21 protein-coding genes are annotated in these 22,333 nt (G+C 63.0%); 12 read left to right on the top strand and 9 right to left on the bottom strand.

What is annotated here, in order from left to right:
• Positions 1-1,767, bottom strand: coding sequence for a PHA/PHB synthase family protein (locus ACWPVA_RS01430; RefSeq protein WP_454289498.1), 1,767 nt, complete (start codon positions 1,765-1,767; stop codon positions 1-3).
• 281 nt (positions 1,768-2,048) lie between these two features.
• A complete protein-coding gene (locus ACWPVA_RS01435; RefSeq protein WP_454285977.1) occupies positions 2,049-3,044 on the bottom strand; it encodes a P1 family peptidase in 996 nt (331 codons plus the stop codon).
• 244 nt (positions 3,045-3,288) lie between these two features.
• Here ACWPVA_RS01435 and ACWPVA_RS01440 point away from each other — a divergent pair, with 244 nt between their 5' ends.
• The 3 genes from ACWPVA_RS01440 (at position 3,289) to ACWPVA_RS01450 (ending at position 5,797) form a co-directional block, all read left to right on the top strand.
• Positions 3,289-3,855 carry a DJ-1/PfpI family protein gene (locus ACWPVA_RS01440; protein WP_454285978.1) on the top strand — a complete coding sequence of 189 codons (567 nt, stop codon included), beginning with the start codon at positions 3,289-3,291 and terminating at the stop codon, positions 3,853-3,855.
• A gap of 97 nt (positions 3,856-3,952) precedes the next feature.
• Positions 3,953-4,303, top strand: a complete 351-nt coding sequence (locus ACWPVA_RS01445) for a ribbon-helix-helix domain-containing protein (RefSeq protein WP_454285979.1) — start codon at positions 3,953-3,955, stop codon at positions 4,301-4,303.
• A 162-nt stretch (positions 4,304-4,465) separates the two neighbouring features.
• A complete protein-coding gene (locus ACWPVA_RS01450; RefSeq protein ID WP_454285980.1) occupies positions 4,466-5,797 on the top strand; it encodes an NAD(P)/FAD-dependent oxidoreductase in 1,332 nt (443 codons plus the stop codon).
• 39 nt (positions 5,798-5,836) lie between these two features.
• On the opposite strand, the gene ACWPVA_RS01455 is transcribed toward ACWPVA_RS01450, so the two are convergent.
• From ACWPVA_RS01455 to ACWPVA_RS01465, 3 genes are all read right to left on the bottom strand, one after another.
• Positions 5,837-6,745, bottom strand: coding sequence for an ABC transporter permease (locus ACWPVA_RS01455; RefSeq protein WP_454285981.1), 909 nt, complete (start codon positions 6,743-6,745; stop codon positions 5,837-5,839).
• Positions 6,738-7,748, bottom strand: a complete 1,011-nt coding sequence (locus tag ACWPVA_RS01460) for an ABC transporter permease (RefSeq protein ID WP_454285982.1) — start codon at positions 7,746-7,748, stop codon at positions 6,738-6,740. Before ACWPVA_RS01460 ends, ACWPVA_RS01455 begins: the two co-directional genes overlap by 8 nt.
• A gap of 73 nt (positions 7,749-7,821) precedes the next feature.
• Positions 7,822-9,528 carry a peptide ABC transporter substrate-binding protein gene (locus tag ACWPVA_RS01465; RefSeq protein WP_454285983.1) on the bottom strand — a complete coding sequence of 569 codons (1,707 nt, stop codon included), beginning with the start codon at positions 9,526-9,528 and terminating at the stop codon, positions 7,822-7,824.
• Between the two features lie 323 nt (positions 9,529-9,851).
• Here ACWPVA_RS01465 and ACWPVA_RS01470 point away from each other — a divergent pair, with 323 nt between their 5' ends.
• From ACWPVA_RS01470 to ACWPVA_RS01490, 5 genes are all read left to right on the top strand, one after another.
• Positions 9,852-11,015, top strand: a complete 1,164-nt coding sequence (locus ACWPVA_RS01470) for a M20 aminoacylase family protein (protein WP_454285984.1) — start codon at positions 9,852-9,854, stop codon at positions 11,013-11,015.
• A gap of 50 nt (positions 11,016-11,065) precedes the next feature.
• Positions 11,066-12,901 (top strand): ABC transporter ATP-binding protein, encoded by a 1,836-nt coding sequence (locus ACWPVA_RS01475; RefSeq protein ID WP_454285985.1) that lies wholly within the window; start codon positions 11,066-11,068, stop codon positions 12,899-12,901.
• Between the two features lie 143 nt (positions 12,902-13,044).
• Positions 13,045-13,704 carry an exopolysaccharide biosynthesis protein gene (locus ACWPVA_RS01480; RefSeq protein ID WP_454285986.1) on the top strand — a complete coding sequence of 220 codons (660 nt, stop codon included), beginning with the start codon at positions 13,045-13,047 and terminating at the stop codon, positions 13,702-13,704.
• 94 nt (positions 13,705-13,798) lie between these two features.
• Complete coding sequence (locus ACWPVA_RS01485) at positions 13,799-14,590, top strand: carbon-nitrogen hydrolase family protein (protein ID WP_454285987.1); 792 nt, start codon at positions 13,799-13,801, stop codon at positions 14,588-14,590.
• Positions 14,591-14,668: 78 nt separating this feature from the next.
• Entirely contained in the window at positions 14,669-15,382 is a 714-nt protein-coding gene (locus ACWPVA_RS01490) for a sulfate transporter family protein (protein ID WP_454285988.1), read from the top strand.
• Here the strand turns inward: ACWPVA_RS01490 and ACWPVA_RS01495 are convergent, their stop codons facing one another.
• Positions 15,383-15,808, bottom strand: a complete 426-nt coding sequence (locus tag ACWPVA_RS01495; protein ID WP_454285989.1) for a VOC family protein — start codon at positions 15,806-15,808, stop codon at positions 15,383-15,385.
• 84 nt (positions 15,809-15,892) lie between these two features.
• On the opposite strand from ACWPVA_RS01495, the gene ACWPVA_RS01500 reads away from it, so the two are divergent.
• Positions 15,893-16,477 (top strand): TetR family transcriptional regulator, encoded by a 585-nt coding sequence (locus ACWPVA_RS01500; RefSeq protein WP_454285990.1) that lies wholly within the window; start codon positions 15,893-15,895, stop codon positions 16,475-16,477.
• 52 nt (positions 16,478-16,529) lie between these two features.
• On the opposite strand, the gene nth is transcribed toward ACWPVA_RS01500, so the two are convergent.
• The gene (gene nth / locus ACWPVA_RS01505) at positions 16,530-17,306 is read right to left on the bottom strand and encodes an endonuclease III (protein WP_454285991.1); all 777 of its coding nucleotides are present in this window, start codon (positions 17,304-17,306) and stop codon (positions 16,530-16,532) included.
• A gap of 22 nt (positions 17,307-17,328) precedes the next feature.
• Here nth and ACWPVA_RS01510 point away from each other — a divergent pair, with 22 nt between their 5' ends.
• The 3 genes from ACWPVA_RS01510 to tal all read left to right on the top strand — a co-directional run bounded on the left by ACWPVA_RS01510 (position 17,329) and on the right by tal (position 19,882).
• Positions 17,329-17,826, top strand: a complete 498-nt coding sequence (locus ACWPVA_RS01510) for a DUF2244 domain-containing protein (protein WP_454285992.1) — start codon at positions 17,329-17,331, stop codon at positions 17,824-17,826.
• Positions 17,827-17,906: 80 nt separating this feature from the next.
• Positions 17,907-18,797 (top strand): methylated-DNA--[protein]-cysteine S-methyltransferase, encoded by an 891-nt coding sequence (locus ACWPVA_RS01515; protein ID WP_454285993.1) that lies wholly within the window; start codon positions 17,907-17,909, stop codon positions 18,795-18,797.
• A 128-nt stretch (positions 18,798-18,925) separates the two neighbouring features.
• On the top strand, positions 18,926-19,882 hold the full coding sequence (gene tal / locus ACWPVA_RS01520) for a transaldolase (protein ID WP_454285994.1): 957 nt from the start codon (positions 18,926-18,928) through the stop codon (positions 19,880-19,882).
• 120 nt (positions 19,883-20,002) lie between these two features.
• Here the strand turns inward: tal and ACWPVA_RS01525 are convergent, their stop codons facing one another.
• Positions 20,003-20,674, bottom strand: coding sequence for an SH3 domain-containing protein (locus ACWPVA_RS01525; RefSeq protein ID WP_454285995.1), 672 nt, complete (start codon positions 20,672-20,674; stop codon positions 20,003-20,005).
• Between the two features lie 199 nt (positions 20,675-20,873).
• Positions 20,874-22,298, bottom strand: coding sequence for a gamma-aminobutyraldehyde dehydrogenase (locus ACWPVA_RS01530; RefSeq protein ID WP_454285996.1), 1,425 nt, complete (start codon positions 22,296-22,298; stop codon positions 20,874-20,876).
• Positions 22,299-22,333: the final 35 nt, after the last annotated feature.

Raw genomic sequence — 22,333 nt, forward strand, 5'->3', positions numbered from 1 at the left:
CTATCTCTGGTGGACGTAGGTGCCGGGTGCGGCTTCCTTGGCGACGTAACCGTTTTCGCTCGATCCCATCGTCGGCGCAGCAACCTTATCGGGTGACGAATGTGATGCAAGCCAGGCCGACCAGGCCGGCCACCAGGAACCGTCCTGCGGAGCGCATTCGGCCATCCATTCCTCGGCGCTCACGCAAGGGTCGACCGCCTTCTTCGTCGTCGTGCGGAAGTGACGGTGCGGATGGCCCGGCTCGCTGACGATGCCGGCATTGTGGCCGCCGCTGGTCAGCACGAAGGTGACGTCGGTGTCGGTCAGGTAATGGATCTTGTAGACCGAGGTCCAAGGCGCGACGTGGTCGCGCTCGGTGCCGACGGCAAAGACCGGAACGCGGATGTTCTGCAAAGCGGCCGGGCGCTCGTCGACCATGAAGCGGCCGGAGGCGAGTTCGTTGTCAAGGTAGAGGCGCTGGAGATATTCCGCGTGCATGCGGAAAGGCATGCGGGTCGTATCGGCGTTCCAGGCCATCAGGTCGTTGAGCGGCGTGCGTTCGCCCATCAGGTAGTCGTGCACGATGCGCGACCACACGAGATCGTTGGAGCGCAGGAGCTGGAAGGCGCCGGCCATCTGGTCGGCGGAGAGGAAACCGCGGTTCCACATCACGCTTTCGAGGAAATGCAACTGGCTGTGGTCGATGAAGAGGGCGAGCTCGCCCGGTTCGCTGAAATCCGTCTGGGCGGCAAACAGGGTAACGGAGGCCAGCCGGTCGTCCTTCGCCCGCGCCATGGCGGCCGCGGCGATCGACAGCAGGGTGCCGCCAAGGCAGTAGCCGGTCGCATGCACCTTGCGATCCGGTACGATGGCGTTGATCGCGTCAAGCGCGGCCATGACGCCGAGCCGGCGATAGTCATCGAGGCTGAGATCGCGGTCGGCGGCGGTCGGATTGTGCCAGGATATGCAGAAGACGGTGTGGCCCTGACTGACCAGGTAGCGGATCAGCGAGTTCTCCGGCGAAAGATCGAGGATATAGTATTTCATGATCCAGGCGGGAACGATCAGGATCGGTTCGGCATGGACCGTCTCGGTTGCTGGCGAGTACTGGATGAGCTCGATCAGGCGATTGCGGTAGACGACGCGGCCGGGCGTGGTCGCGACCGTCTGGCCGGGCACGAAATTCTCGGTGCCGGCGGCCGGCTGCTTGGTGAGTTCGCGGTTGGTGTCTTCGATGAGGTTCCGGACGCCTTGGACGAAGTTCATGCCGCCGGTCTCGACAGCCCGCTTCAGCACCTCCGGGTTGGTCAGCGGGTAGTTCGAGGGCGAAAACATATCGAGGATTTGCCGCGTCGCAAAGGCGATCACATCCTCATGGTGGGGCGCGACGCCCGGCACGTCATTGGTGACATTGTGCCACCATTGCTGGTTCAGCAGGAAGCACTGAGCCATGACGTTGAAGGGAAAATGCCGCCATTCCTCGCCCTTGAAGCGATCGTCGCCCGGCAGGGGCTCGATGCAAGGGGGTGTCTTCGGATCAACGGCTGCGGCCGCCATGTGGGCCGCAAGGCGATTGCTCTTGCGCACCGCCTTCTGCGCAAGCTCCAGCCGCTTGCCCGGAGCCATTCCCAGATGGACCGCCCAGTCATAGACGGCGAGCGACAGGGCAGCGGGCGAGATCCCGCCGGTCAACGGCGCGATCAGCGCCTCGTTCATCCTGGTCAGCGCCTCGAAGCCCGCGGCCTGAGAGCCATCGTCGAAACCAAGGACGTCGAGCGTCGCATCCATGTTGGCGGGCGAGGGCTCGCCGGCCCTGATCATGCTCGATATCGACATACAATCTTCTCCAGCACGCTTCGGCGTGTCGTTTCCGCCAACGGATAACCTAGCTTCGTGACGGGTACGCGACCAGGCGACGCGCCTACCGGTGGTCGACATAACCGCCGTTGTTGCAATGCAATATAATCATTTACGGTCGGGATTCAATCGAAGCCGAGTGGAACCCTTAACATCTGCTTGCGCGGGCAGCGCATCTGCCGCTCCCCATACGGGAACGCTGCCGCCTCTAGTCAGCCATAGCGATCGCGCCAGGAGACCTGGGCGCCGTCCATGGGCAGGGAGGTTGCCTCGAAGATGCCGCGAGCGATGGCGCGCGCCATGACGAGGGTGGCGAGGTGGCAGAGTTCCATGAAATCGGCGGAACTGGCGAGCGGTCGGCGATTGGTCGCGGCGGAAAAGATCGTATCGCCATCGGCCGGCAAATGGGCGGGCAACACGGCGCGGGCGAGCCCGTCATGGGCCATGATCGACAGGCGGTGCGTTTGCGCCTTGGTGAGCGCCGCGTCGGTGACGACTGCGCCGAGGGTGGTGGCCGTCAGGTTGATGCCCTTGGCGCGAAGGATGGTGTCGGGCGAGGAGAAATTGGCCGGAAGACCGATGCCGCCGAATTCGTCGTCCAGCTCGAACGGGGCGGCCCAGAAGAACGGACCGTCGCCGATCGTCGCCGAACCCATGGCATTGACCGCGGCGAGAGCGGCTATGGTGTGGCCGCCGCTGGTCATGGCGCTGGCCGAGCCGAGGCCGCCCTTGAAGGTTGCGGTCGTCGCGCCGGTGCCGGCGCCGACGCTGCCGAGATCGAACGGACCGTGTTTCGCCGCCATGAAGGCATCATAGCCCATGTCGCGATAGGGCGAATGCAGGCCCCAGTCCTTGTTGCCGCCGTTGAGCAAATCCATCAGGATCGCCTGCGGCACGATCGGCACGCGGACATCGCCCACCGGGAAGCCCCGGCCGATGGCGCGGAGCCCGGCCTGCACCCCGCCGGCGGCATCGAGGCCGAAGGCCGATCCGCCCGACAGCACGAAGGCATCGACCGCCTCCACCGTCATTGCCGGATCGAGCAGTGCCGTCTCGCGCCCTCCCGGCGCCCCGCCGAGCACGCTGCCCGAGGCCGTGGCCGGCCGGTCGAAGACGATCACGGTCACGCCGGACCCGAGCTTCAGGTCGGTCGCATGGCCGACGGCAACGCCCTCGACATCGGTCAGAAGATTGAGTTGGGATGTCATGCCGCTCCTCGTATGCGCTTCGGTTCGATGGGAACCACCTATGACCTTGAAAATATGCGCGGAGAGTGGCCTCGTCCGTGATCGGAATCAAGCCATGGGAGGAGGATGGTCGCGCGGGGGGCGTAGGGCCGCAAGACACGTAGCTACCCGATCTTCGAAAAATATCGCTGTAGTATGGCGATAATACCCGCCCTCCCTGACGATTTGCTAGCGTCCGCCCGACATTCCAGAACGGGAGGATGATATGTCGAAGAAGATCCTGATGATTGTCGGCGATTTTGCCGAAGACTATGAGACCATGGTGCCGTTCCAGACGCTGTTGGCCTGTGGTCACACCGTGCACGCCGTCTGCCCCGGCAAGAAGGCCGGCCAGACGATTGCCACCTCGATCCACGATTTCGAAGGCGACCAGACCTATACGGAAAAGCGCGGCCACAATTTCGCGCTCAACGCCACTTTCGCCGACATCAAGGCATCGGACTATGATGCGCTCGTCATTCCGGGCGGCCGGGCGCCGGAATATCTGCGCCTCGATCCCGAGGTGATCGCCGCCGTGAAGCACTTCTTCGAAGCCGACAAGCCGGTTGCCGCCGTCTGCCATGGCGCGCAGATCCTGGCCGCCGCGCGCGTTCTCGAAGGTCGCACCTGCTCGGCCTATCCGGCCTGCCGTCCCGAAGTGGAACTCGCCGGTGGCACCTATGCCGACATCGCGATCGATGCGGCCGTCACCGACGGCAAGCTGGTGACCGCGCCGGCCTGGCCGGCCCATCCGGCATGGCTGAAGCAGTTCATGGCGGTGCTTTCCGCCTGATCCTCGACATTCTGCCGAAACGGCGGGGCTTTGCGAGCGCCGCCGTTTCGCGATAGGGTCGCATCCACGCCGAGGACCGCACATTCGGGAGGAAACCATGTGCAAGCTCTTCATCCAGGCCGATCCAGGCCTGTGGGAAAGCCAGACGAAGTCGCTTCGGATCGACGGCATGGTGACCAGCGTGCGGCTGGAGAACTTCTTCTGGATGACGTTGGAGGAGGTCGGTCGCCGCGACGGCATGACCGTGATCCAGCTGATCGCCAAGCTCTATCACGAATCGATCGACGCGGGGCACGATCTGGGAAACTTCACCTCGTTCCTGCGCGTCTGCTGCGGCCGCTATCTTGCGCTACAGCTCTCCGGCGACATACCGGCCAATACCGACCTGCCGATCGCAGCGCTGGATGCGGACCATATCCTGACGGCCGAAAAGGCGAAGTATCACTAACCGATAAGGTGGGTTCGGTGCTGTCGCCTTTGGAACGCGCCATGTCACCGGCCGGCGTGACGAGGCGAACCGCCGGTGCTATAGCTTGGCCATTGTACCGGCAGCCAATCGACCTCCTTCCCTGACTGCCGGACCCCTTTGTCTTTCAGGAGTTCATTCCCCATGCCCGGTCCCAAGGTCGTTCCCGTTCAAGGTGACGCTCACATGCCTGCCCGCGTCGATGTCGTCGTCATCGGTGGCGGCATTATCGGCGTATCGACGGCGCTGGAGCTGGCCGAACGCGGCGTGTCGGTGGCGCTGTGCGAAAAGGGCGGGATCGGCGAGGAACAGTCGAGCCGCAACTGGGGCTGGGTGCGCATCTCCTGGCGCGATCCGCGCGAGGTGCCGCTGATGGCCGAAGCCATCCGCATCTGGCAGGGGCTCGACCAGCGCATCGGGCGCGACACAGGCTACAAGCAGTGCGGCATCGTCTTTGCCTCCATGGATGAGAAGTACGAAGCCAAGAACGCCGAATGGCCCGACATCCTGAGCAACTATCAGATGAAGTCACGGATGATCGACGGGCCGGAATTCAGCGGGCTCTATCCGGGCATGAAGCACGATTTCAGGAGCGCGCTGTTCACGCCGGCCGACGGCCGCGCTGAGCCGCAGAAGGCGGCACCGGCGATCGCCGAAGCGGCGCGTGACAAGGGCGCACATATCCTGACCAACTGCGCGGTGCGCGGCATCGAGACCTCGGGCGGAAAAATTTCCGGTGTTGTCACGGAGCGCGGCTCGATCGCCTGCTCGTCCGTGGTGCTCGCCGGCGGCGCCTGGTCGAGCCTGTTTGCCCGCAATGCCGGCATCGACCTGCCGCAGCTCAAGGTCATGAACACCGTCATCCGCACCAAGCCGATCGAGGGAGGGCCGGAACACACGCTCTATGGCAAGGACTTCGCCTTCCGCAAGCGCGAGGACGGCGGCTACACCATCGCCTCGCGCTACGACAATATCGTCGAGATCGTCCCGGACAGTTTCCGCTTCATGCTGAAGTTCCTGCCGGCGCTGAAGAGCGAATGGCGGTCGCTGCGCTTCCGCGTGTCCGGCCAATTCCTCGAAGAGGGGCGCATGGCGCAACGCTGGCGGATGGACGAGGAAACGCCGTTCGAGCGCTGCCGGGTACTCGACCCGAAGCCCTCGGACAAGTGGACCAACCATGCGCTTGCGCAACTGAGACAAGACTATCCGGTCTTCGCCAAGGCCGAGATCGAACAGCGCTGGGCCGGCTATATCGACGTTTCGCCGGACGCCGTTCCGGTGATCTCGCCAGTCGAGGAAGTCCCGGGCTTCTTCATCGCCACCGGCTTCTCCGGCCATGGCTTCGGCATCGGACCGGGGGCGGGACGGCTGATGGCGGACCTTGTCACCGGACATACCCCTTGCGTCGACCCGACGCCGTTCAGGCTGTCGCGTTTCTTCGACGGTTCGAAGATCGAAGTCATCAGCGGGGTTTGAAGGGAATTTCCCTTCTCCCCGATGGGGAGAAGGGAGGGCTCACCGTTTCATCATTCTCGGGTCGAGCGCGTCGCGGATGGCGTCGCCGATATAGTTAACGCTCAGCACTGTGAGCGAGATGGCCAGGCCCGGCCAGAGCACGCGCGACGGGTTGATCTGCAGGAAATTGGCGCCGTCGAACAGCAGCCGGCCCCAGGTCGGGAAGTCCGATGGGAAGCCGAGGCCGAGGAAGGAGAGCGCCGATTCCGTGATGATGGCGGAGGCGATGCCGAGCGTTGCCGAGACCATGATCGAGCTCATGACATTGGGCAGGATGTGCTTGAGGATCACCCGGTATTCCCACATGCCGCTCGCCTTGGCCGCAAGGATGAATTCCTGGCTTTTGACGGCCAGCACGTCGCCGCGGACGATGCGGGCGGTGTGCATCCAGCTGGTGATGCCGATAACGAAGACGATCAGGATGAAGATCCCGGTCTCCGGGCCGAAGGCGGCACGGAGCGTGTCGCGGAACAGCATGATGATCACCAGCAGCAGCGGCAGCAGCGGCAGGGCAAGGAAGAGATCGGTGATCCGCATTAACAGCCCGTCGATCCGTTTGAAGTAACCGGACAGCACACCGACGAGCGTGCCGAGCAGCAGGGCCAGCAGCATGGCCGTCATGCCGACGGCGAGCGAGATCTGCCCGCCGGCCAGCACCTGGGCCAGCATGTCATGGCCGAGATTGTCAGTGCCGAAAGGGTGGGTCCAGGACGGACCCTGGTTCTTCGCCTTGATGTCGATCTTGTTGGGATCGATGGTGTGGATGAACGGCCCGAGATAGACAGCGACCACGATGAAGGTGAAGACGATCAGGCCGGCAACCCCGCCCGGATGAGCCCGGAACTGGTGCCAGAGGTCGCCGGCAAACGAGCGGCCCGGCTTTTCGATGGTGGCGAGGGCGTCAGTCATAGCGAATCCTCGGGTCGAGAATGCCGTAGAGCACGTCGGCAATCAGGTTGAAGAGGACGATCAGCACGGCGAAGATGAAGGTCAGCGTCTGCACCAGCGGAATGTCGGCGCCCTGGATGGCGGTGATCAGTAATTGGCCTAGCCCATTCACCCGGAAGATCTGTTCGGTGATGATGGCGCCGGAAAAGATGGTCGGCACGCCGAGCGCAATCACGGTGACGACCGGGATCAGGCTGTTGCGCAGCACGTGGACCAGAAGCACGACCTTTTCCTTCACCCCCTTGGCGCGCGCGGTGCGGACATAGTCCTGGTGCAGGTTGTCGAGCATGGAGGCCCGCACGAAGCGGCTGATCTGCGAGGTGTTGTAGAGGGTGAGCACCAGGACCGGCAGGAACATTTGCCTGGCCTGCTGAACGAAACTCCCCCAGTCCCGCACGACGAGATTGGTGTCGTAGATCGACGGGAACCACTGCAGATACGAGCTGAAGATGACGATCAGCAGCACGCCGGTGAAGAAGGTCGGAACGGAATAGCCGACCATCGACACGAAAGTGCCGATCTGGTCGAAGACCGAATACTGCTTGTAGGCCGAGATGACGCCGATCGGAATCGCCAGAAGTACGCCGAAGAGATAGGACAGGCCGACGACCCACAGCGTCTGCGGCAGGCGCTGGACGATCAGGTCGACAACCGGGCTGCGGGTCGCCCAGGAGAGTACGCGCATGCGCTCTCCGGTGCCGATGGTGAGCCCTGTGATCTGTTCGAAAATGTTGATCGGTTCGTTGATGAAGAACTGCTGCAGCCATCTCAGGTAGCGAAAGACGAATGGCTGGTCGAGGCCCATGGCTTCGCGGATCTGCGCGCGGACCTCGGGGGGGATTGTGAGCGGCAGGTCGCTCAGCGGGTCACTCGGCGCCAGATCGAGAAGCGCGAAGATGATGAAGCTGATGACGAGTAAGGTCGGGATCGCGAACAGCAATCGCCGCAGGGTGAAGGTGAACATTCAAGGGTCCCCGGACTGTCAGGAAGAGGGCGATCACCGGGCCGGCGCGGACGCCGGCCCGGTGAAACTGCACTTACTTCTTGCGTGTCCAGTCAGCGACGTTCCACAGCTCGCTGTCCCAGGCGTTCATGCGGACGCCTTCGAGGGTTACCGAATGGGACGAGACGCTGCCGCGGTGGATCAGCGGGATTTGCGCCACGTCGTTGGTCAGCATGTCATTGAGCTTCTTAGCAATGACGGCGCGTTCCTCGAGCTTGGAGGTCTTGCCCAGTTCGACGACCAGTTTGTCATAGTCTTCATTGCAGTAGCGGACGATGTTCTCGCCCTGCCAGCCATTGGCCGGGCTCGGGATCTTGTCGCACATCCAGCCGGCCATGTACTTCTCCGGGTCGGTGCCATCGAAGTTGTTGGTGTACATCTGCACGTCGGCGTAAAATTTCTGGAACGTGTCCGGGGAGGCCGGATCGCCGCCGAAGAAGACGTTGGCGGCAATGTTGCGCAACTCGACGGTTACGCCGATCTGCGACCACATATCCTTGACCAGCGCCTGGGTGGCCTGGCGCACCGAATTGGTCGAGGTCTGGTAGAGGAAGGAGAGCTTCACCCCATCCTTGGCGCGGACGCCATCGCCGCCCATGACCCAACCGGCGTCGTCGAGCAGCTTGTTGGCCGCATCGAGATCCTGCGTCAGGCACCAGTCGACATCGGTCGACTTGTAGATATCCGGGGCGGGGAGGATGTTGCAGGTCGGCTGACCCGCTTCACCGTAGCCGGCCTCATCGATGATGTCGCGGTCGATGGCGAGCGAAAGGGCCTTGCGCACCGCCGGGTCGGACAGAGCCGGGTGCGGGCCTGCCTCTTTGGTGGAGCGCTTGTCGCCGAGCGAGGAATCGACGGCAAAGGGGTTCACGTCGATACGCTCGACCTGGGTACCGAAGGATGTGACGAGCTTGCCCTTGCCGGCGGCCACCATGCTGGCGAGGATTTCCGGCTCGACCTGCATGTTCCAGGCATAATCGAATTCGCCTGTTTCAAGCACGGCGCGGGCGGCCGATGCTGCATCACCGCCGCCCTTCAGCGTCGCGGTGGCGAAGGCGGGCTTGGCCGGATCGCGATAGTTCGGGTTGGCTTCGAAGGTGATGACGTCGTTCGGCTTGAATTCCTTGACGACGAAGGGGCCGGTGCCGATCGGGCCGAAATTGGCGGAGGTGCATTCCGGAGCCTTGACGCCCATGCAATCCTTGAACTGGGCCGCCTGGATGATCGGCGACTGGGCGCCGACGAAGGCGCTATAGGGATAGGGCTTGGCCTCGGAGAAGGAAACCTTGATGGTGGAAGCGTCGACCGCCTCGACATTGGTCACGCCCTCATAATAGGCGGCCTGGGCGCAGCCGCCGTCCGGCGCCGTGCAGTATTTCCAAGTGAAGATGGCATCGTCGGCGGTGACGGGCGTACCGTCTGACCACTTGAGGTCGGGCTTCAGCTTCCAGGTGATGCTCTTCAGGTCTTCGGCTACGCCACCGTTTTCGACGGTGGGGATTTCGGCGGCCAGCATGGGAACCAGCGCACCGGTCTCGTCATAGCGGGCGAGGGGCTCGATCACCATCGACGAGCTGTAGACTTCCTTGGTCCCGCCGGAGAGGTAGGGATTGAGCGTTGAAACGGCTTGCCAGAAGAGGATCTTCAGTTCGCCGTCGGAGCCTCGCTCGGCCAGTGCTGGCGCCGCCTGCACGGCGAGCGCCGCAGCCGATGCCGCCAATAGAATACGGAATTTATGCATGTCGTCATTCCCCTGTTATTATCATTGGAGTTGTGAACGTCAGTGCTGCCTTGGGAGAGTTCCCGTTCTCCCGGCAATCAAGGCCAGTCCCAGTTAAATTGCTGACCTTGTTATGTAATCTTGATTTTTTGGCCTCCGCCTGAAGTCGTTGCCCTTGTGAGAAATCGATCCGAAGATGGTGGGCCTGATCAAAATATGAGCCATCTAAGCATAGGCCTATTTTCCGTTCAAGGCGGAAAATTGCGGCTTGCAAAAGCGCTTTGAGGCAGCGCAGTATGGCGCAACAAGAGTGGGAACCAAAAGAAAAACCGAGGATCAAACACATGCCTGTGTTGAACCGTGCCAGCGAATTGCAGGGCGAGGTGGCCGCCTGGCGCCGCCACCTTCACGAGAACCCGGAACTGCTGTTCGACGTCTACGAGACGGCCGAATTCGTTGCGGAAAAGCTGACATCCTTCGGTTGTGACGTCGTTGAAACCGGTATCGGCCGGACCGGGGTCGTCGCCATCATCAAGGGCAATCGCGGCCACGGACCGGTCATCGGTTTTCGCGCCGACATGGATGCGCTGCCGATCTATGAGACGAGCGGCAAGGAATGGGCCTCGAAAGTCCCCGGCAAAATGCATGCCTGCGGCCATGACGGGCATACCGCCATGCTGCTGGGCGCTGCGAAGTATCTCGCCGAGACCCGCAATTTCCGCGGTTCCGTCGCGCTGATCTTCCAGCCGGCGGAAGAAGGCGGCGGCGGCGGGCGCGAAATGGTCGAGGACGGCATGATGGAGACCTTCGGGATTTCCCAGGTCTACGGCATGCACAATCATCCGGGCATTCCGGTCGGTCACTTCGCCACCCGCAAGGGCTCGGTGATGGCGGCGGCCGACGAGTTCGAGATCCTCGTGCACGGCCGCGGCGGGCATGCGGCCCAGCCGCATAAGACCATCGACCCGGTGCTGGTTTCCTCCCATATCGTCATTGCATTGCAGACCGTTGCCTCCCGCGAGGTGGACCCGCTGGAATCCGTCGTCGTCACCGTGGCGACGGTGCATGGCGGCGAGGCGTCAAACGTCATCCCCAACACCGTGAAGCTGACCGGCACGGTCCGCACGCTTCTGCCGGAGACGCGCGACTATGCCGAGCGACGCCTAAGCGAGGTGGCGAGTGGCATTGCCGCGAGCTTCGGCGCAAGCGTCGATGTGCATTACCGGCGCGGTTATCCGGTGACGTTCAACCATCCGGACGAGACGGATTTCGCGCTTGGCGTGATGCGGCGGATCTCCGGCGAACGGAACGTCGAGGGTGAGCTGCCGCCGATGATGGGTGCGGAAGATTTTTCTTACATGCTGGAGGTGCGTCCCGGCTCCTTCGTTTTCATTGGCAATGGCGATAGCGCCAATCTCCACCATTCGGCCTACGACTTCAATGACGAGGCGATCCCCTATGGCATCAGCTACTGGGTGACGCTCGCGGAAACGGCGCTCGCGGCCTGATGCTGCGGTCTCATGTCTTGCCGAAAATCTGAGGTTGAAGGACGAGTCGGATGGTGGAAGCTTCGAATGGCAATCTTGCGGGCGAGATCCCGGTTCTCGCGGTCAGGGATCTGACGACCTCGTTCAAGGTCGGCGACGAATGGCGATCGGTGGTCAAGGGCGTGAGCTTCGATGTGGCTCCGCGCGAAACGGTGGCGATCGTCGGAGAATCGGGTTCCGGCAAGAGCGTCACCTCGCTGTCGATTATGCGGCTGCTACCGCAGAACGCCAGCCGCATTGAGGGCAGCATCAAGCTGAACGGGCGTGAACTGCTGACGCTCGAAGCCGAGGAGATGCGCAAGGTGCGCGGCAATGAGATCGCCATGATCTTCCAGGAGCCGATGACGTCGCTCAACCCGATCTTCCCGATCGGCAAGCAGATCGCCGAAGCGATCACCTGCCATCGCGACGTCTCTACGTCCGAGGCGAAGGCCGAGGTGTTGCATTTGCTGGACAAGGTCCGCATTCCGAACGCCAAGAACAAATTCGGCGACTATCCGCACCAGTTTTCCGGCGGTATGCGTCAGCGCGTGATGATCGCCATGGCGCTCGCCAGCCGCCCGAAACTGCTGATCGCCGACGAACCGACGACGGCGCTCGACGTCACCATCCAGGGCCAGATCCTCGACCTGATCAAGGTCTTGCAGGACGAGGAAGGCATGGCGGTGCTGTTCATCACGCATGACATGGGCGTGGTGGCGGAAGTTTCCGACAGGACGATCGTGATGTTTCGCGGCGAGGCGGTCGAGACGGGCACGACCGACGACATCTTCAATCGCGGCAAGCATCCCTATACGCGCGCACTTTTGTCGGCCGTGCCCAAGCTCGGCTCGATGGGCGGGCGCGAACGGCCGATGCGCTTTCCGGTGATCGACATTGTTACCGGCGAAACCCGGATACCGGAGACGGAAGCCGGCGGCGTCGATGGCGCCAAGCGACCGGTGCTGGAAGTGAAAAATCTCACGACGCGCTTCGACATCCATTCGGGCCTGCTCGGCCGCAAGAGCGGCGCCGTGCACGCGGTGGAGAATGTTTCCTTCGACCTTCGCGAAGGAGAGACGCTGGCGCTGGTCGGGGAATCCGGTTGCGGCAAGTCGACGACCGGCCGCTCGATTACCCGGCTGGTCGAGCCGACCGCCGGCGCGATCTCGCTCGACGGCTATGATGTCGTCAACCTAGACCGGACCTCGCTGCGCAAGATGCGGCGCAGCATCCAGATGGTTTTCCAGGACCCGTTCGCTAGCCTCGATCCACGCATGAGCGTCGGCAGCGCGGTCATGGAACCCTTCGTCGAGCATGGACTGGGGCCGAAGGCGCAGGCGCGCGACAAGGCCGCCGACCTGCTCGAGCGGGTGGGGCTGAAGGCCGACATGATGCGGCGCTACCCGCACGAATTCTCCGGCGGCCAGCGCCAGCGTATCGCAATTGCTCGCTCGCTGATGCTCGACCCCAAGGTGATCGTCGCCGACGAGGCGGTCTCGGCGCTCGACGTGTCGATCAAGGCACAGGTCTGCAACCTGCTGCTTGACCTGCAGCAAAGCTTCAACCTCGCCTATCTGTTCATTTCCCACGATATGGCGGTGGTCGAGCGGGTGAGCCATCGGGTGGCGGTGATGTATCTCGGCGAGATCGTCGAGATCGGCCCGCGCCAGGCGGTTTTCGACAATCCGCAGCATCCTTATACGAAGAAGCTGATGGCGGCCGTGCCGATCCCCGATCCCGCCCGGCGCAGCTTGAAGCGCAATATATCGACGGACGAGATCAAGAGCCCGGTCCGTCCGGTCGGCTATGTGCCGCCCGAACGGCAATACCGCGAGGTATCAGCAGGGCATCTCGTCCAGGTGTGAGGCGGGAACTCGCGGTTGGCACTGTCATCGGCCCCGCAATAACTGCCTTCGCTCGCCGGCTTCACCGTTGTTGACCAAAGATCCGACATTGTCTTCGGCTAGGAGGATGTGGGATCATAAGTGAAAGTTGGTCGAGAGAAGGCATGGCAGAGACGGATGGGGAGCAAACGGACGATCCAAGTGGTCGCGGCACCCGCAGGCGCGGTGGTCGCCTCTCCGACATCCTGACGAGCATTGCCGGCGACGAGAGCCGCGAGCGCGTATCCATCGGCGATATCTTCGAGGCCATGGGCGACCGCGCCTTCGGGGCGCTGATGCTGATATTCGCGCTGCCGAACACCATGCCGACGCCGCCGGGAACCTCGGCGCTGACCGGCGCGCCGCTGGTCTTCCTCTCCGCGCAACTGATGCTCGGCCAAACGCCGTGGTTGCCGAGGATCATCGCGGACCGATCGATGGCGCGGAGCGATTTCGCCTCGATCGTCAGTCGCATTTCTCCCTGGCTGGCACGCGGAGAGCGCATGCTGCGCCCGCGGCTCGACATTTTCATCTATCCGCCGGCCGAATATCTCATCGGCCTGCTCTGTCTCATCCTGTCGGTTATCCTCGCCCTGCCGATACCCCTCGGCAACATTCTGCCGGCGATCGCCATTTGTCTTTTTTCCTTTGGCATACTCGAGCGTGATGGTCTCTGCGTATTGCTTGGCACGGCGATGTTCGCCGTGTCGGTGACCGTGGTCGCGGGGGTGCTCTATGCGCTCGTCAAGGGTTTTCTCCTGCTCATCACGGCCGCAGTGCTCTGATCGATCGAAAGCTGTGGCTATGCCGTAGGACGCTTTGCAAAGCGCGGCCGGTCAGCCTATCGTCCGGCTTTGATCGTCTTGGGCAGGATCCGTCATGTTGATTTCAATCTACCAGATGCAGCCGATTTCCGGCGATGCCGCAGCAAACCTTTCCAAGATCGCTCAAGCCGCGGCTGCCGCTGCGGACATGGGGGCCGACCTTCTGGTGACCCCGGAGCTTTCCGTCACCGGCTATGCCTTGGCTCCGGCCCAGTTCGCCGAAATCGCCGAAGGCCGCGACGGTGACATCATCGCTGCGCTCAGCGAAATCGCGGCCGAATTCGAAATCGCCATCTGCGCGGGCTTTGCCGAAAAGGATGGCGAGGGGGTCTACAACAGTGCTGTCCTGGTCGGGCCGGAGGGGACGACGGAATTCTATCGCAAGGCCCATCTCTACGGCGATGCCGAACGGGCGGCCTTCGTACCGGGTGGCGATGCGCCGCATGTCTTCGACTTCGCCGGCATCCGCACCGCAATGCTGATCTGCTACGATGTCGAATTTCCCGAATATGTCAGGACGCTGGCGCTGGCCGGCGCCGAACTTGTGCTCGTCCCCACCGCCCTGCCAGCCGGGCTGATCAGCCGGCGGGTGGCCGACATGGTGGTGCCGACGCGGGCCTTCGAAAACGGGCTGTTCATTGCCTATGCCGATCTCTGCGGCGATGAGGGCGCGCTTTCCTATGGCGGTCGCTCCGTGGTCGTCGGGCCGGACGGTGAGGAATTGGCGCGGGCCGGTATGCGCGAAACCCTGCTGTTCGCGGAAATCGACAGATCCGCCTATGACGACTGCCGCAAGCAGAACCCCTATCTGACCGACCGCCGGCCGGGGCTCTACCGGCTGGGATAATTCCGGACCGGAGGGCATCTGCCTTGTTCGCCGGCATGGTGCATCCTACATTCGCATCGGTATTGATGGAGGTTCCGGATGATCCTTGACGCAGCAGGCCTTGCCTTGCGCAATCTCTTCGCGCCCGAGACCCGCTCGGTGTTCTGGAAGGTGATCGGCCTGACGCTGCTGGTGCTGGCGGGGTTGTGGTTCGTGCTGCGGGAGACCTTCGTCGCCTTTGCCATGCCGTGGGTCGATGCGCTGATCCCGGGCACGCCGGAATGGGCGGGATGGCTCACCTTCATCTTCGGCATCTTCGCCAGCATCGGCCTTGCGCTGGCGCTCGCGCTGCTTTTGTCTTCGGTGACCGCGATCATCGCCGGCCTCTTTCTCGACGACGTGGCCGAGGTGATCGAAAAACGTGACTATCCGACGGATCGACCGGGCACTGCCATGCCGATCGGCGCTGCCATGCTCGCCTCGCTGAAGTTCTTCGGCATCGTGATCCTTGGCAACGTCATCGCGCTTTTCCTGCTGCTCGTGCCAGGCGTCAACATTCTCGCCTTCTTCCTCGTCAACGGCTATCTGCTCGGCCGGGAATTCTTCGAATTCGCCGCCATGCGCTACCGTTCGCCGGTTGAGGCGCGGCAGTTCCGCTCGCGCCATGCCGGAACGGTCTTCGTCGGCGGTTTGGTCATTGCCGGCTTCCTGGCAATTCCCTTCCTCAACCTGCTGACCCCGCTCTTTGCCGCCGGCTTGATGGTGCATCTTCACAAGATTCTGTCGGCGCGACAAGTTCTCCTGAGGGCCTGATCAGGCCGGCAGGGCTGCCGCATCATACAGCGCCGCATACTCCGCGCTCGGCGGGATCGGCTTTATGATGTCGATCAGAACGCCGTTCGGGTCGGCGGTGATGAAGTGACGCTGGCCGAAGTCCTCATCTGTCAATTCCTTCAGAATCGGCAGGCCGGCCTTCTTGCAGGCCTCGTATAGCGTATCCGGATCCTCCACCTCGAAGTTGAGGATGAGGCCTGCCACGCCTGCGCGGGCCTGTTCCGGTACGGTTTCATGGGATGGATCGAGGATGGCAAGCGTGACCTTTTCGTCCTCGGTCGACTGCAAATGCACATACCAGTCGCTCTCGAACAGCCGCGCGAAGCGGAAATGCCGGCAATAGAAGCCGGCAGTTTCGGCGACGCGATTGGTCATGATCACCGGATAGTAACTTGTCGATTTCATGCTTTCGCTCCTCTTCGAATTAACATACAATGTGAATGTATTTGGATGGATATCATACATACATCGTGCATGTAAAGAGGACTTATGGCGAGAAATACCCGGGAAGGAATGGAGCAGACGCGGCAGGCGCTGATTGCCGCAGCCCGGCGATTGTTCGCTGAAAAGGGATACGCCGAGACCGCCACACCGGAAATCGTCGCGGCCGCCGGTGTCACACGCGGCGCTCTTTATCATCATTTCGATGACAAGAAGGCCTTGTTCGAAGCGGTCCTGGCCGCCGAGGCTGAGGCCGTGGCTGCGGCCATAGAAGCACAATCCGTTCCGGCCGCGTCTGCGCGGGAGGCTCTGCTGACGGGCGCGAAGGCCTATTTCGACGCCATGAGCGAACCCGGACGGACGCGGCTGCTGTTGCTTGACGGCCCTGCCGTGCTCGGAGCCGCAAAGGTGTCGAAGATCGATGCGGAGCGGGCCGAAGGCAGCCTGCGAGAGGGGCTCAAGGCCTATCTCGAAGACGCCGGTTGCTCCCTGGAGGGCCTCAATGCGTTGACAGCTCTGCTATCCGCTGCGTTCGACCGCGCGGCACTGGCGATCGAAGCGGGCGAGCACCGAAGCGAATACGAGCGTGCGATCCGAACGCTTGTGGATGGCGTGGCCGAAGCGCGGCCCTGAGGCAGCCGCCCAGGGCGCGTTCCAGGTTGCGCTATTGATCGCGCTAAGTCAGTCAGTTAGCGGACCCGATTATCTGCTGCGGCAATTCTACCAGCGGGGCCGGCACGTCGCAGTTCTTTTCCGGCGACTTGCAGATGTCGGCGATGACGCAGCGTTCGCATTCGGGCTTGCGCGCCTTGCAGCAGTAGCGCCCGTGCAGGATCAGCCAGTGATGGGCATGGAACAGATAGTGCTTCGGGATGATCCGCAGGAGCTTGTCTTCGATTTCGTCCGGGGTCTTTCCGGGCGCCAGACGGATGCGGTTGGCGATGCGGAAGATATGGGTGTCGACGGCGACCGTCGGGATGCCGAAGGCCATGGACATGACGACATTGGCGGTCTTGCGGCCAACGCCCGGAAGGGTCACCAATTCCTCGCGCGTCTTCGGCACCTCGCCCCCATAGACGTCGACCAGGCGCTGCGACAGGGCGATGACGTTCTTCGCCTTGTTGCGGAAGAGCCCGATCGTCTTGATGTAGTCGCGGACCTTTTCCTCGCCGAGATCGAGCATTTTCTGCGGCGTGTCGGCCACCTTGAACAGGGCGCGTGTCGCCTTGTTGACCCCGGCATCGGTCGCCTGGGCGGACAGCGCGACGGCAACGACGAGGGTGAAGGGATTGACGTGTTCCAGTTCGCCCTTCGGCTCCGGCCGCTGGATGGAAAAGCGCCGGAAGATCTCCTCCAGCTCGGCCCTGGAATAGGCCGATCGCGCCACGGGCTTGCGCTTCACGGCTGCGGGAATTGACTTTTTCAAAGTTTGGGTGCTGGATTTCTTGGATGGACTCGTCATGGACAATCTATAGTCGGCCCCAATGACCAAAGGCAATGTGAACCCCGTCGCGGAGCAGCCGATATTCGCTGCCGAACTCGTGCCCTACCGCTCGCTCGGCCGGAAGGGCTTCCGCATACTCCTGATGATCACCGGCGCGGTTTGCGCGGTCCACGCCGCGTTCTTCATGTCGACCGGCGCCTGGCCGATCGGCCTGTTCTTCGGCCTCGATTTCCTGCTGCTCTACGGCGCGTTCTGGCTGAACTACCGTTCCGGCCGCGCCCGCGAGGAGGTCTATGTCTCGCGCACCGACCTTGCGATCCGCAAATTCACGCCGTCGGGGCGGATGACCGAGCATTGGTACAACCCGTTCTGGGCGCGCTTCTTCGTCAAGCGCCATGACGAGATCGGCATCGTTTCGATGCAGGTGACCGGCCAGGGGAAGCGCACCGAAATAGGGTCGTTTCTCAATCCCGACGACCGGGAGAGCTTCGCCAAGGCGTTCAAGCGGGCGCTTGCAACGGCCAAGCAGAGGATTTAGCGCTCCGCACGCGGCAAGAAACGGGTGGCGAGCGGCGCCAAGCCATGGTCAGATCGAGATCTCAGACCGAGGATTTCGCCATGACCCTAGCCCAGCAGATCGACCTTTCCGCGACCACCGACATTACGCCTGGAGGCTCCGACTACGAGACGGTGCGCCGCGTGATCGAGATGCTGACGCTCGACTATCAGGCGCAGCCGTCGCTGGAGACCATGGCGGCCCGGCTCGGGCTATCGCCGAGCCAGTTACAAAAGACCTTTACCCGTTGGGCCGGCCTCTCGCCCAAGGGTTTTCTTCAAGCCGTCACGCTGGACCATGCCAAGCGGCTGCTCGGCCAGGAGGGCATGCCGCTTCTCGAAGCCTCGATCGAGCTTGGGCTTTCCGGGCCAGGGCGGCTGCATGATCTCTTCGTCACCCACGAGGCGATGTCGCCGGGCGAATGGAAGGCGAGAGGCGCCGGTCTTGTCATCCGCTACGGCTTCCATCCCTCGCCCTTCGGACTGGCGCTGGTGATGGCAACGGACCGGGGGCTGGCGGGTCTCGCCTTTGCCGATCCGGGCGGGGAGGCCGCCTGTTTCGACGATATGGCGCGGCGCTGGCCGCAGGCGCAGTATGTGCCCGACCAGACCGCGACCGCCCCCTATGCGAGCCGCATCTTCGACTCTGAGAAATGGAAGGGCGAGCAGCCGCTGCGTGTTGTTCTGATCGGCACGGATTTCCAGGTCCGGGTCTGGGAAAGCCTGCTCGAAATTCCACTCGGCAAGGCGGTCACCTATTCCGACATTGCTGCGAGGATCGGCCAGCCGACGGCGAGCCGAGCGGTCGGGGCGGCGGTCGGGCGCAATCCGATCTCCTTCGTCGTGCCCTGCCACCGGGCGCTGGGCAAGGGCGGCGCGCTCACCGGCTATCACTGGGGCCTGACGCGCAAACGCGCCATGCTCGGCTGGGAGGCGGGCAGGTCCTCCGGCTGAAGGCTGGCCGCGGGACTTGTTAATCGATTGAAATCAGGGAGCCTTGTTCTTGACTTTGCCATCTTCGGCTGGTGATAGTCGGCGCGAATTCTTCGGCCTTGCCGCCTCTAAGAACAGGGATGACGATCATGACCTCCAAACTCGAACAGCTTCGCGCCATGACCACCGTGGTCGCCGACACCGGCGACATCGAGGCCGTTGCACGCCTGAAGCCGGTCGATTGCACGACCAATCCGACGATCGTGCTCAAGGCTCTGGGCACGGAGGCCTTCGCCGAAACGTTCGAGACGGAAATCGCCTGGGGCAAGGCCCAGGGCGGTGCGAGCGAGGCGGTGACGGCTGTAGTGGCCGACCGGCTGGCGATTTCGGTCGGTGCTGCCCTAGCCAAGATCGTGCCGGGCCGCGTCTCCACCGAGGTCGATGCCGACCTCTCCTTCGACACCAAGGCTTCGATCGCAAAGGCGCATGAAATCATTGCGCGCTACAAGGAACTGGGCATCGAGCGCGACCGGATCCTGATCAAGCTCGCCTCGACCTGGGAAGGCATCCGCGCCGCGGAGGTGCTGCAGCGCGAGGGTGTCGACTGCAACCTGACGCTGCTGTTCTCCAAGGCCCAGGCAATTGCCTGCGCGGAAGCGAAGGTCTTCCTGATCTCGCCCTTCGTGGGCCGCATCCTCGACTGGTACAAGAAGTCGACAGGCGAAAACTACACCGCCGAGACCGATCCGGGCGTTCTTTCCGTGCGTTCGATCTACAACTATTACAAGGCGAACGGCATCGAGACGATCGTCATGGGCGCCTCGTTCCGCAACGCGGGCGAGATCGAAGCGCTGGCCGGTTGCGACCGGCTGACGATCAGCCCGGCGCTTCTCGACGAACTGGATGCCGACAAGGGCACGCTGCCGCGCATGCTGTCGCCGGAGAAGGCGACGGCGGAACCGCGTGTTTCGCTTGACGAGAAGGCCTTCCGCTGGTCGATGAACGAGGATGCTATGGCGACGGAGAAGCTCGCCGAGGGAATCCGCGCCTTCTACAAGGACCTCGGCACGCTACGCGGCATGGTCGCCAAGGCACTGGCGGCTTAAGCGCCGAGAAGGAAGTTTCCGCTCAGTCCATGTGTTGCCTCCTCTGCCCTGCCGGGCAGGGGGTAACTGCGTGCGTCCCAATTCGTCACTCGATGTTTCCCCCAATGGCTGACGCTGAACTCACCAGCCCATCACCACATCGTCGGGAATGTGGAAGGTTTCCTCGCCGTTGACTGTGACGACGGCGACGCCGCCCTGTTTGCGGCTGCGAACTTCCGAGCCGTCCTTGGCGGCGAAGCGGCCAGCGCGGTAGGTGAGTGAACGGGTATAGCCGTCAGGGAAGGTCAGGTCGATTTCGGCGAAGGGGCCGTTGCGGACGATGCCGAAGGCACAGGCGGTAATGCGCGTGTCGCCGAGCGTTTCGCAACGGAGCGTACCGGTGGCGTGATAGGCGGTGCCGGGGATCACGCGCTCTTCGTCGTCTTCACGCTGGGAGCCCGCCGGCGGCAACCACTCGTCGGAGATATAGCGACCGTTGACCCAGCCGCTGATGCTCGGCCGGTCATAGGTGGAGATACGGCACCAGAAGCCGCCGTCGCGCTCGCGGCAGCCAAGATTGCGCACGGGGTCGCCTTCCTGCAAGGCGCCGATCACCCGGAAGGATGTGCCTGGACCGGAACGGATATTGAGGATATCGCCGGGGATCAGCCCATAGACATGCCAGATCGCCGCATCGTCAGACGGTTTGCCACCGAGATTCGGCGCCGGGATCACCAGCGGTTCCTGGGCGGTCGCGACGGCAGGCGATGACAGGGTCGCCATGGCGATCAGGACGGGCAGAATGCGGCGCATGCGGGAGACTCCTCTGATTCTCTCCCGACGATAGTGCAGCGGCGGACGCGTCGCCAGATTATCTCGGCCGAAGGTAAATGGGTCCTGTCCCACGGCGCCCGGACGCAGTGCCGCTCTCCATCCGTTCTGCATCCCGCTCCATAAGCAAACGGCGTGACCTCAGGCCACGCCGTTTTCGATGATCATCCGCGAACGGCTCTCAGTGCGCAATCATCACGTGGCGGACGGCGGTGTAGTCCTCCAGGGCATAGACCGACATGTCCTTGCCGTAGCCGGACTGCTTCAGGCCGCCATGGGGCATCTCGTTGCACAGCATGAAGTGGGTGTTGATCCAGGTGCAGCCGTAGCGAAGGCGTGCGGCGGTCTTCATGGCGCGGGAAATGTCCTTGGTCCAGACGGAGGAGGCAAGGCCGTAATCGCTGTCGTTTGCCCAGGCGACCGCATCGTCGGTGTCCGAGAAGCGGGTGACCGAGACGACCGGGCCGAAGACTTCGCGGCGCACGATCTCGTCGTCCTGCAGGGCGCCGGCAATGACGGTCGGGGCATAGAAGAAGCCCTTTTCGCCCGATACCTTGCCGCCGGTGACGACTTCCATGTGGCTGTGCTCGGAGGCGCGGGTGACGAAGCTTTCGACGCGGTCGCGCTGGCGCTTCGAGATCAGCGGGCCGATCTCGTTTTCGGTGTCGTCGGCCTGGTTGAACTTCAGCGTGGAGACGGCCGAGGCAAGGTCGGCGACGAAGTTGTCGTAGATCTTGTCTGAGGCATAGATGCGGCAGGCGGCGGTGCAGTCCTGGCCGGCATTGTAGAAGCCGAAGGTGCGGATGCCGGCGACGACGGCCTCGAGGTCGGCATCGTCATAGACGATGACCGGGGCCTTGCCGCCGAGCTCCAGATGGGTGCGCTTGACGGTCTTGGCGGCGGCGGCGAGCACCTTCTTGCCGGTGGCGATGTCGCCGGTGATCGACACCATGTTGACCTTGGCATGGTTGATGATGGCATTGCCGACGCTTTCGCCGCGACCGAGCACGACGTTGACCACGCCTTCCGGCAGTATGTCGGCGAGCAGCTTGGCCATCTTCAGCGCGGTCAGCGGGGTCTGTTCGGACGGCTTGAACACGACCGTGTTGCCGCCGGCGATCGCCGGTGCCAGCTTCCAGGCCATCATCATCAGCGGATAGTTCCATGGCGCGATCGAGCCGACGATGCCGATCGGATCGCGGCGGATCATCGAGGTGTGACCGGGCAGGTATTCGCCGGCGACCGGGGCATGCAGCGAGCGGATGGCCCCGGCGAAGAAGCGCCAGCAGTCGACGATCGCCGGGATTTCGTCATTCAGCACGGCATTGATCGGCTTGCCGCAGTTGAGGCTCTCCAGCGTGGCAAAGCCTGCCGCATCCTGCTCGATCGCATCGGCGATCTTCAGGAGATAGGCGGAACGCTGCGAGGGCGTGGTCGAGGACCAGGTGTCGAAAGCCTTTTCGGCGGCATCGACGGCGGCGTCGATCTGGGCGAGCGAAGCTTCGGGCAGGTCGAGAATGGTCTCGCCGGTTTTCGGATTGAGGACCTTTTCCTCGGTTTCGGTGCCGGCCTCGAACTTCGAGCCGATCAGCATTTGCGTGTCCATGTCGTTCTCCCTCAACTTTTCGAGTTGTCTTTGAT

Source organism: Rhizobium arsenicireducens (assembly GCF_964021225.1).

Coding starts and splice junctions, on each gene's coding strand:
- ACWPVA_RS01430 (WP_454289498.1), bottom strand. CDS start 1,767: ATGGATGCGACGCTCGACGTCCTTGGTTTCGACGATGGCTCTCAGGCC.
- ACWPVA_RS01435 (WP_454285977.1), bottom strand. CDS start 3,044: ATGACATCCCAACTCAATCTTCTGACCGATGTCGAGGGCGTTGCCGTC.
- ACWPVA_RS01440 (WP_454285978.1), top strand. CDS start 3,289: ATGTCGAAGAAGATCCTGATGATTGTCGGCGATTTTGCCGAAGACTAT.
- ACWPVA_RS01445 (WP_454285979.1), top strand. CDS start 3,953: ATGTGCAAGCTCTTCATCCAGGCCGATCCAGGCCTGTGGGAAAGCCAG.
- ACWPVA_RS01450 (WP_454285980.1), top strand. CDS start 4,466: ATGCCCGGTCCCAAGGTCGTTCCCGTTCAAGGTGACGCTCACATGCCT.
- ACWPVA_RS01455 (WP_454285981.1), bottom strand. CDS start 6,745: ATGACTGACGCCCTCGCCACCATCGAAAAGCCGGGCCGCTCGTTTGCC.
- ACWPVA_RS01460 (WP_454285982.1), bottom strand. CDS start 7,748: ATGTTCACCTTCACCCTGCGGCGATTGCTGTTCGCGATCCCGACCTTA.
- ACWPVA_RS01465 (WP_454285983.1), bottom strand. CDS start 9,528: ATGCATAAATTCCGTATTCTATTGGCGGCATCGGCTGCGGCGCTCGCC.
- ACWPVA_RS01470 (WP_454285984.1), top strand. CDS start 9,852: ATGCCTGTGTTGAACCGTGCCAGCGAATTGCAGGGCGAGGTGGCCGCC.
- ACWPVA_RS01475 (WP_454285985.1), top strand. CDS start 11,066: ATGGTGGAAGCTTCGAATGGCAATCTTGCGGGCGAGATCCCGGTTCTC.
- ACWPVA_RS01480 (WP_454285986.1), top strand. CDS start 13,045: ATGGCAGAGACGGATGGGGAGCAAACGGACGATCCAAGTGGTCGCGGC.
- ACWPVA_RS01485 (WP_454285987.1), top strand. CDS start 13,799: ATGTTGATTTCAATCTACCAGATGCAGCCGATTTCCGGCGATGCCGCA.
- ACWPVA_RS01490 (WP_454285988.1), top strand. CDS start 14,669: ATGATCCTTGACGCAGCAGGCCTTGCCTTGCGCAATCTCTTCGCGCCC.
- ACWPVA_RS01495 (WP_454285989.1), bottom strand. CDS start 15,808: ATGAAATCGACAAGTTACTATCCGGTGATCATGACCAATCGCGTCGCC.
- ACWPVA_RS01500 (WP_454285990.1), top strand. CDS start 15,893: ATGGCGAGAAATACCCGGGAAGGAATGGAGCAGACGCGGCAGGCGCTG.
- nth (WP_454285991.1), bottom strand. CDS start 17,306: ATGACGAGTCCATCCAAGAAATCCAGCACCCAAACTTTGAAAAAGTCA.
- ACWPVA_RS01510 (WP_454285992.1), top strand. CDS start 17,329: ATGACCAAAGGCAATGTGAACCCCGTCGCGGAGCAGCCGATATTCGCT.
- ACWPVA_RS01515 (WP_454285993.1), top strand. CDS start 17,907: ATGACCCTAGCCCAGCAGATCGACCTTTCCGCGACCACCGACATTACG.
- tal (WP_454285994.1), top strand. CDS start 18,926: ATGACCTCCAAACTCGAACAGCTTCGCGCCATGACCACCGTGGTCGCC.
- ACWPVA_RS01525 (WP_454285995.1), bottom strand. CDS start 20,674: ATGCGCCGCATTCTGCCCGTCCTGATCGCCATGGCGACCCTGTCATCG.
- ACWPVA_RS01530 (WP_454285996.1), bottom strand. CDS start 22,298: ATGGACACGCAAATGCTGATCGGCTCGAAGTTCGAGGCCGGCACCGAA.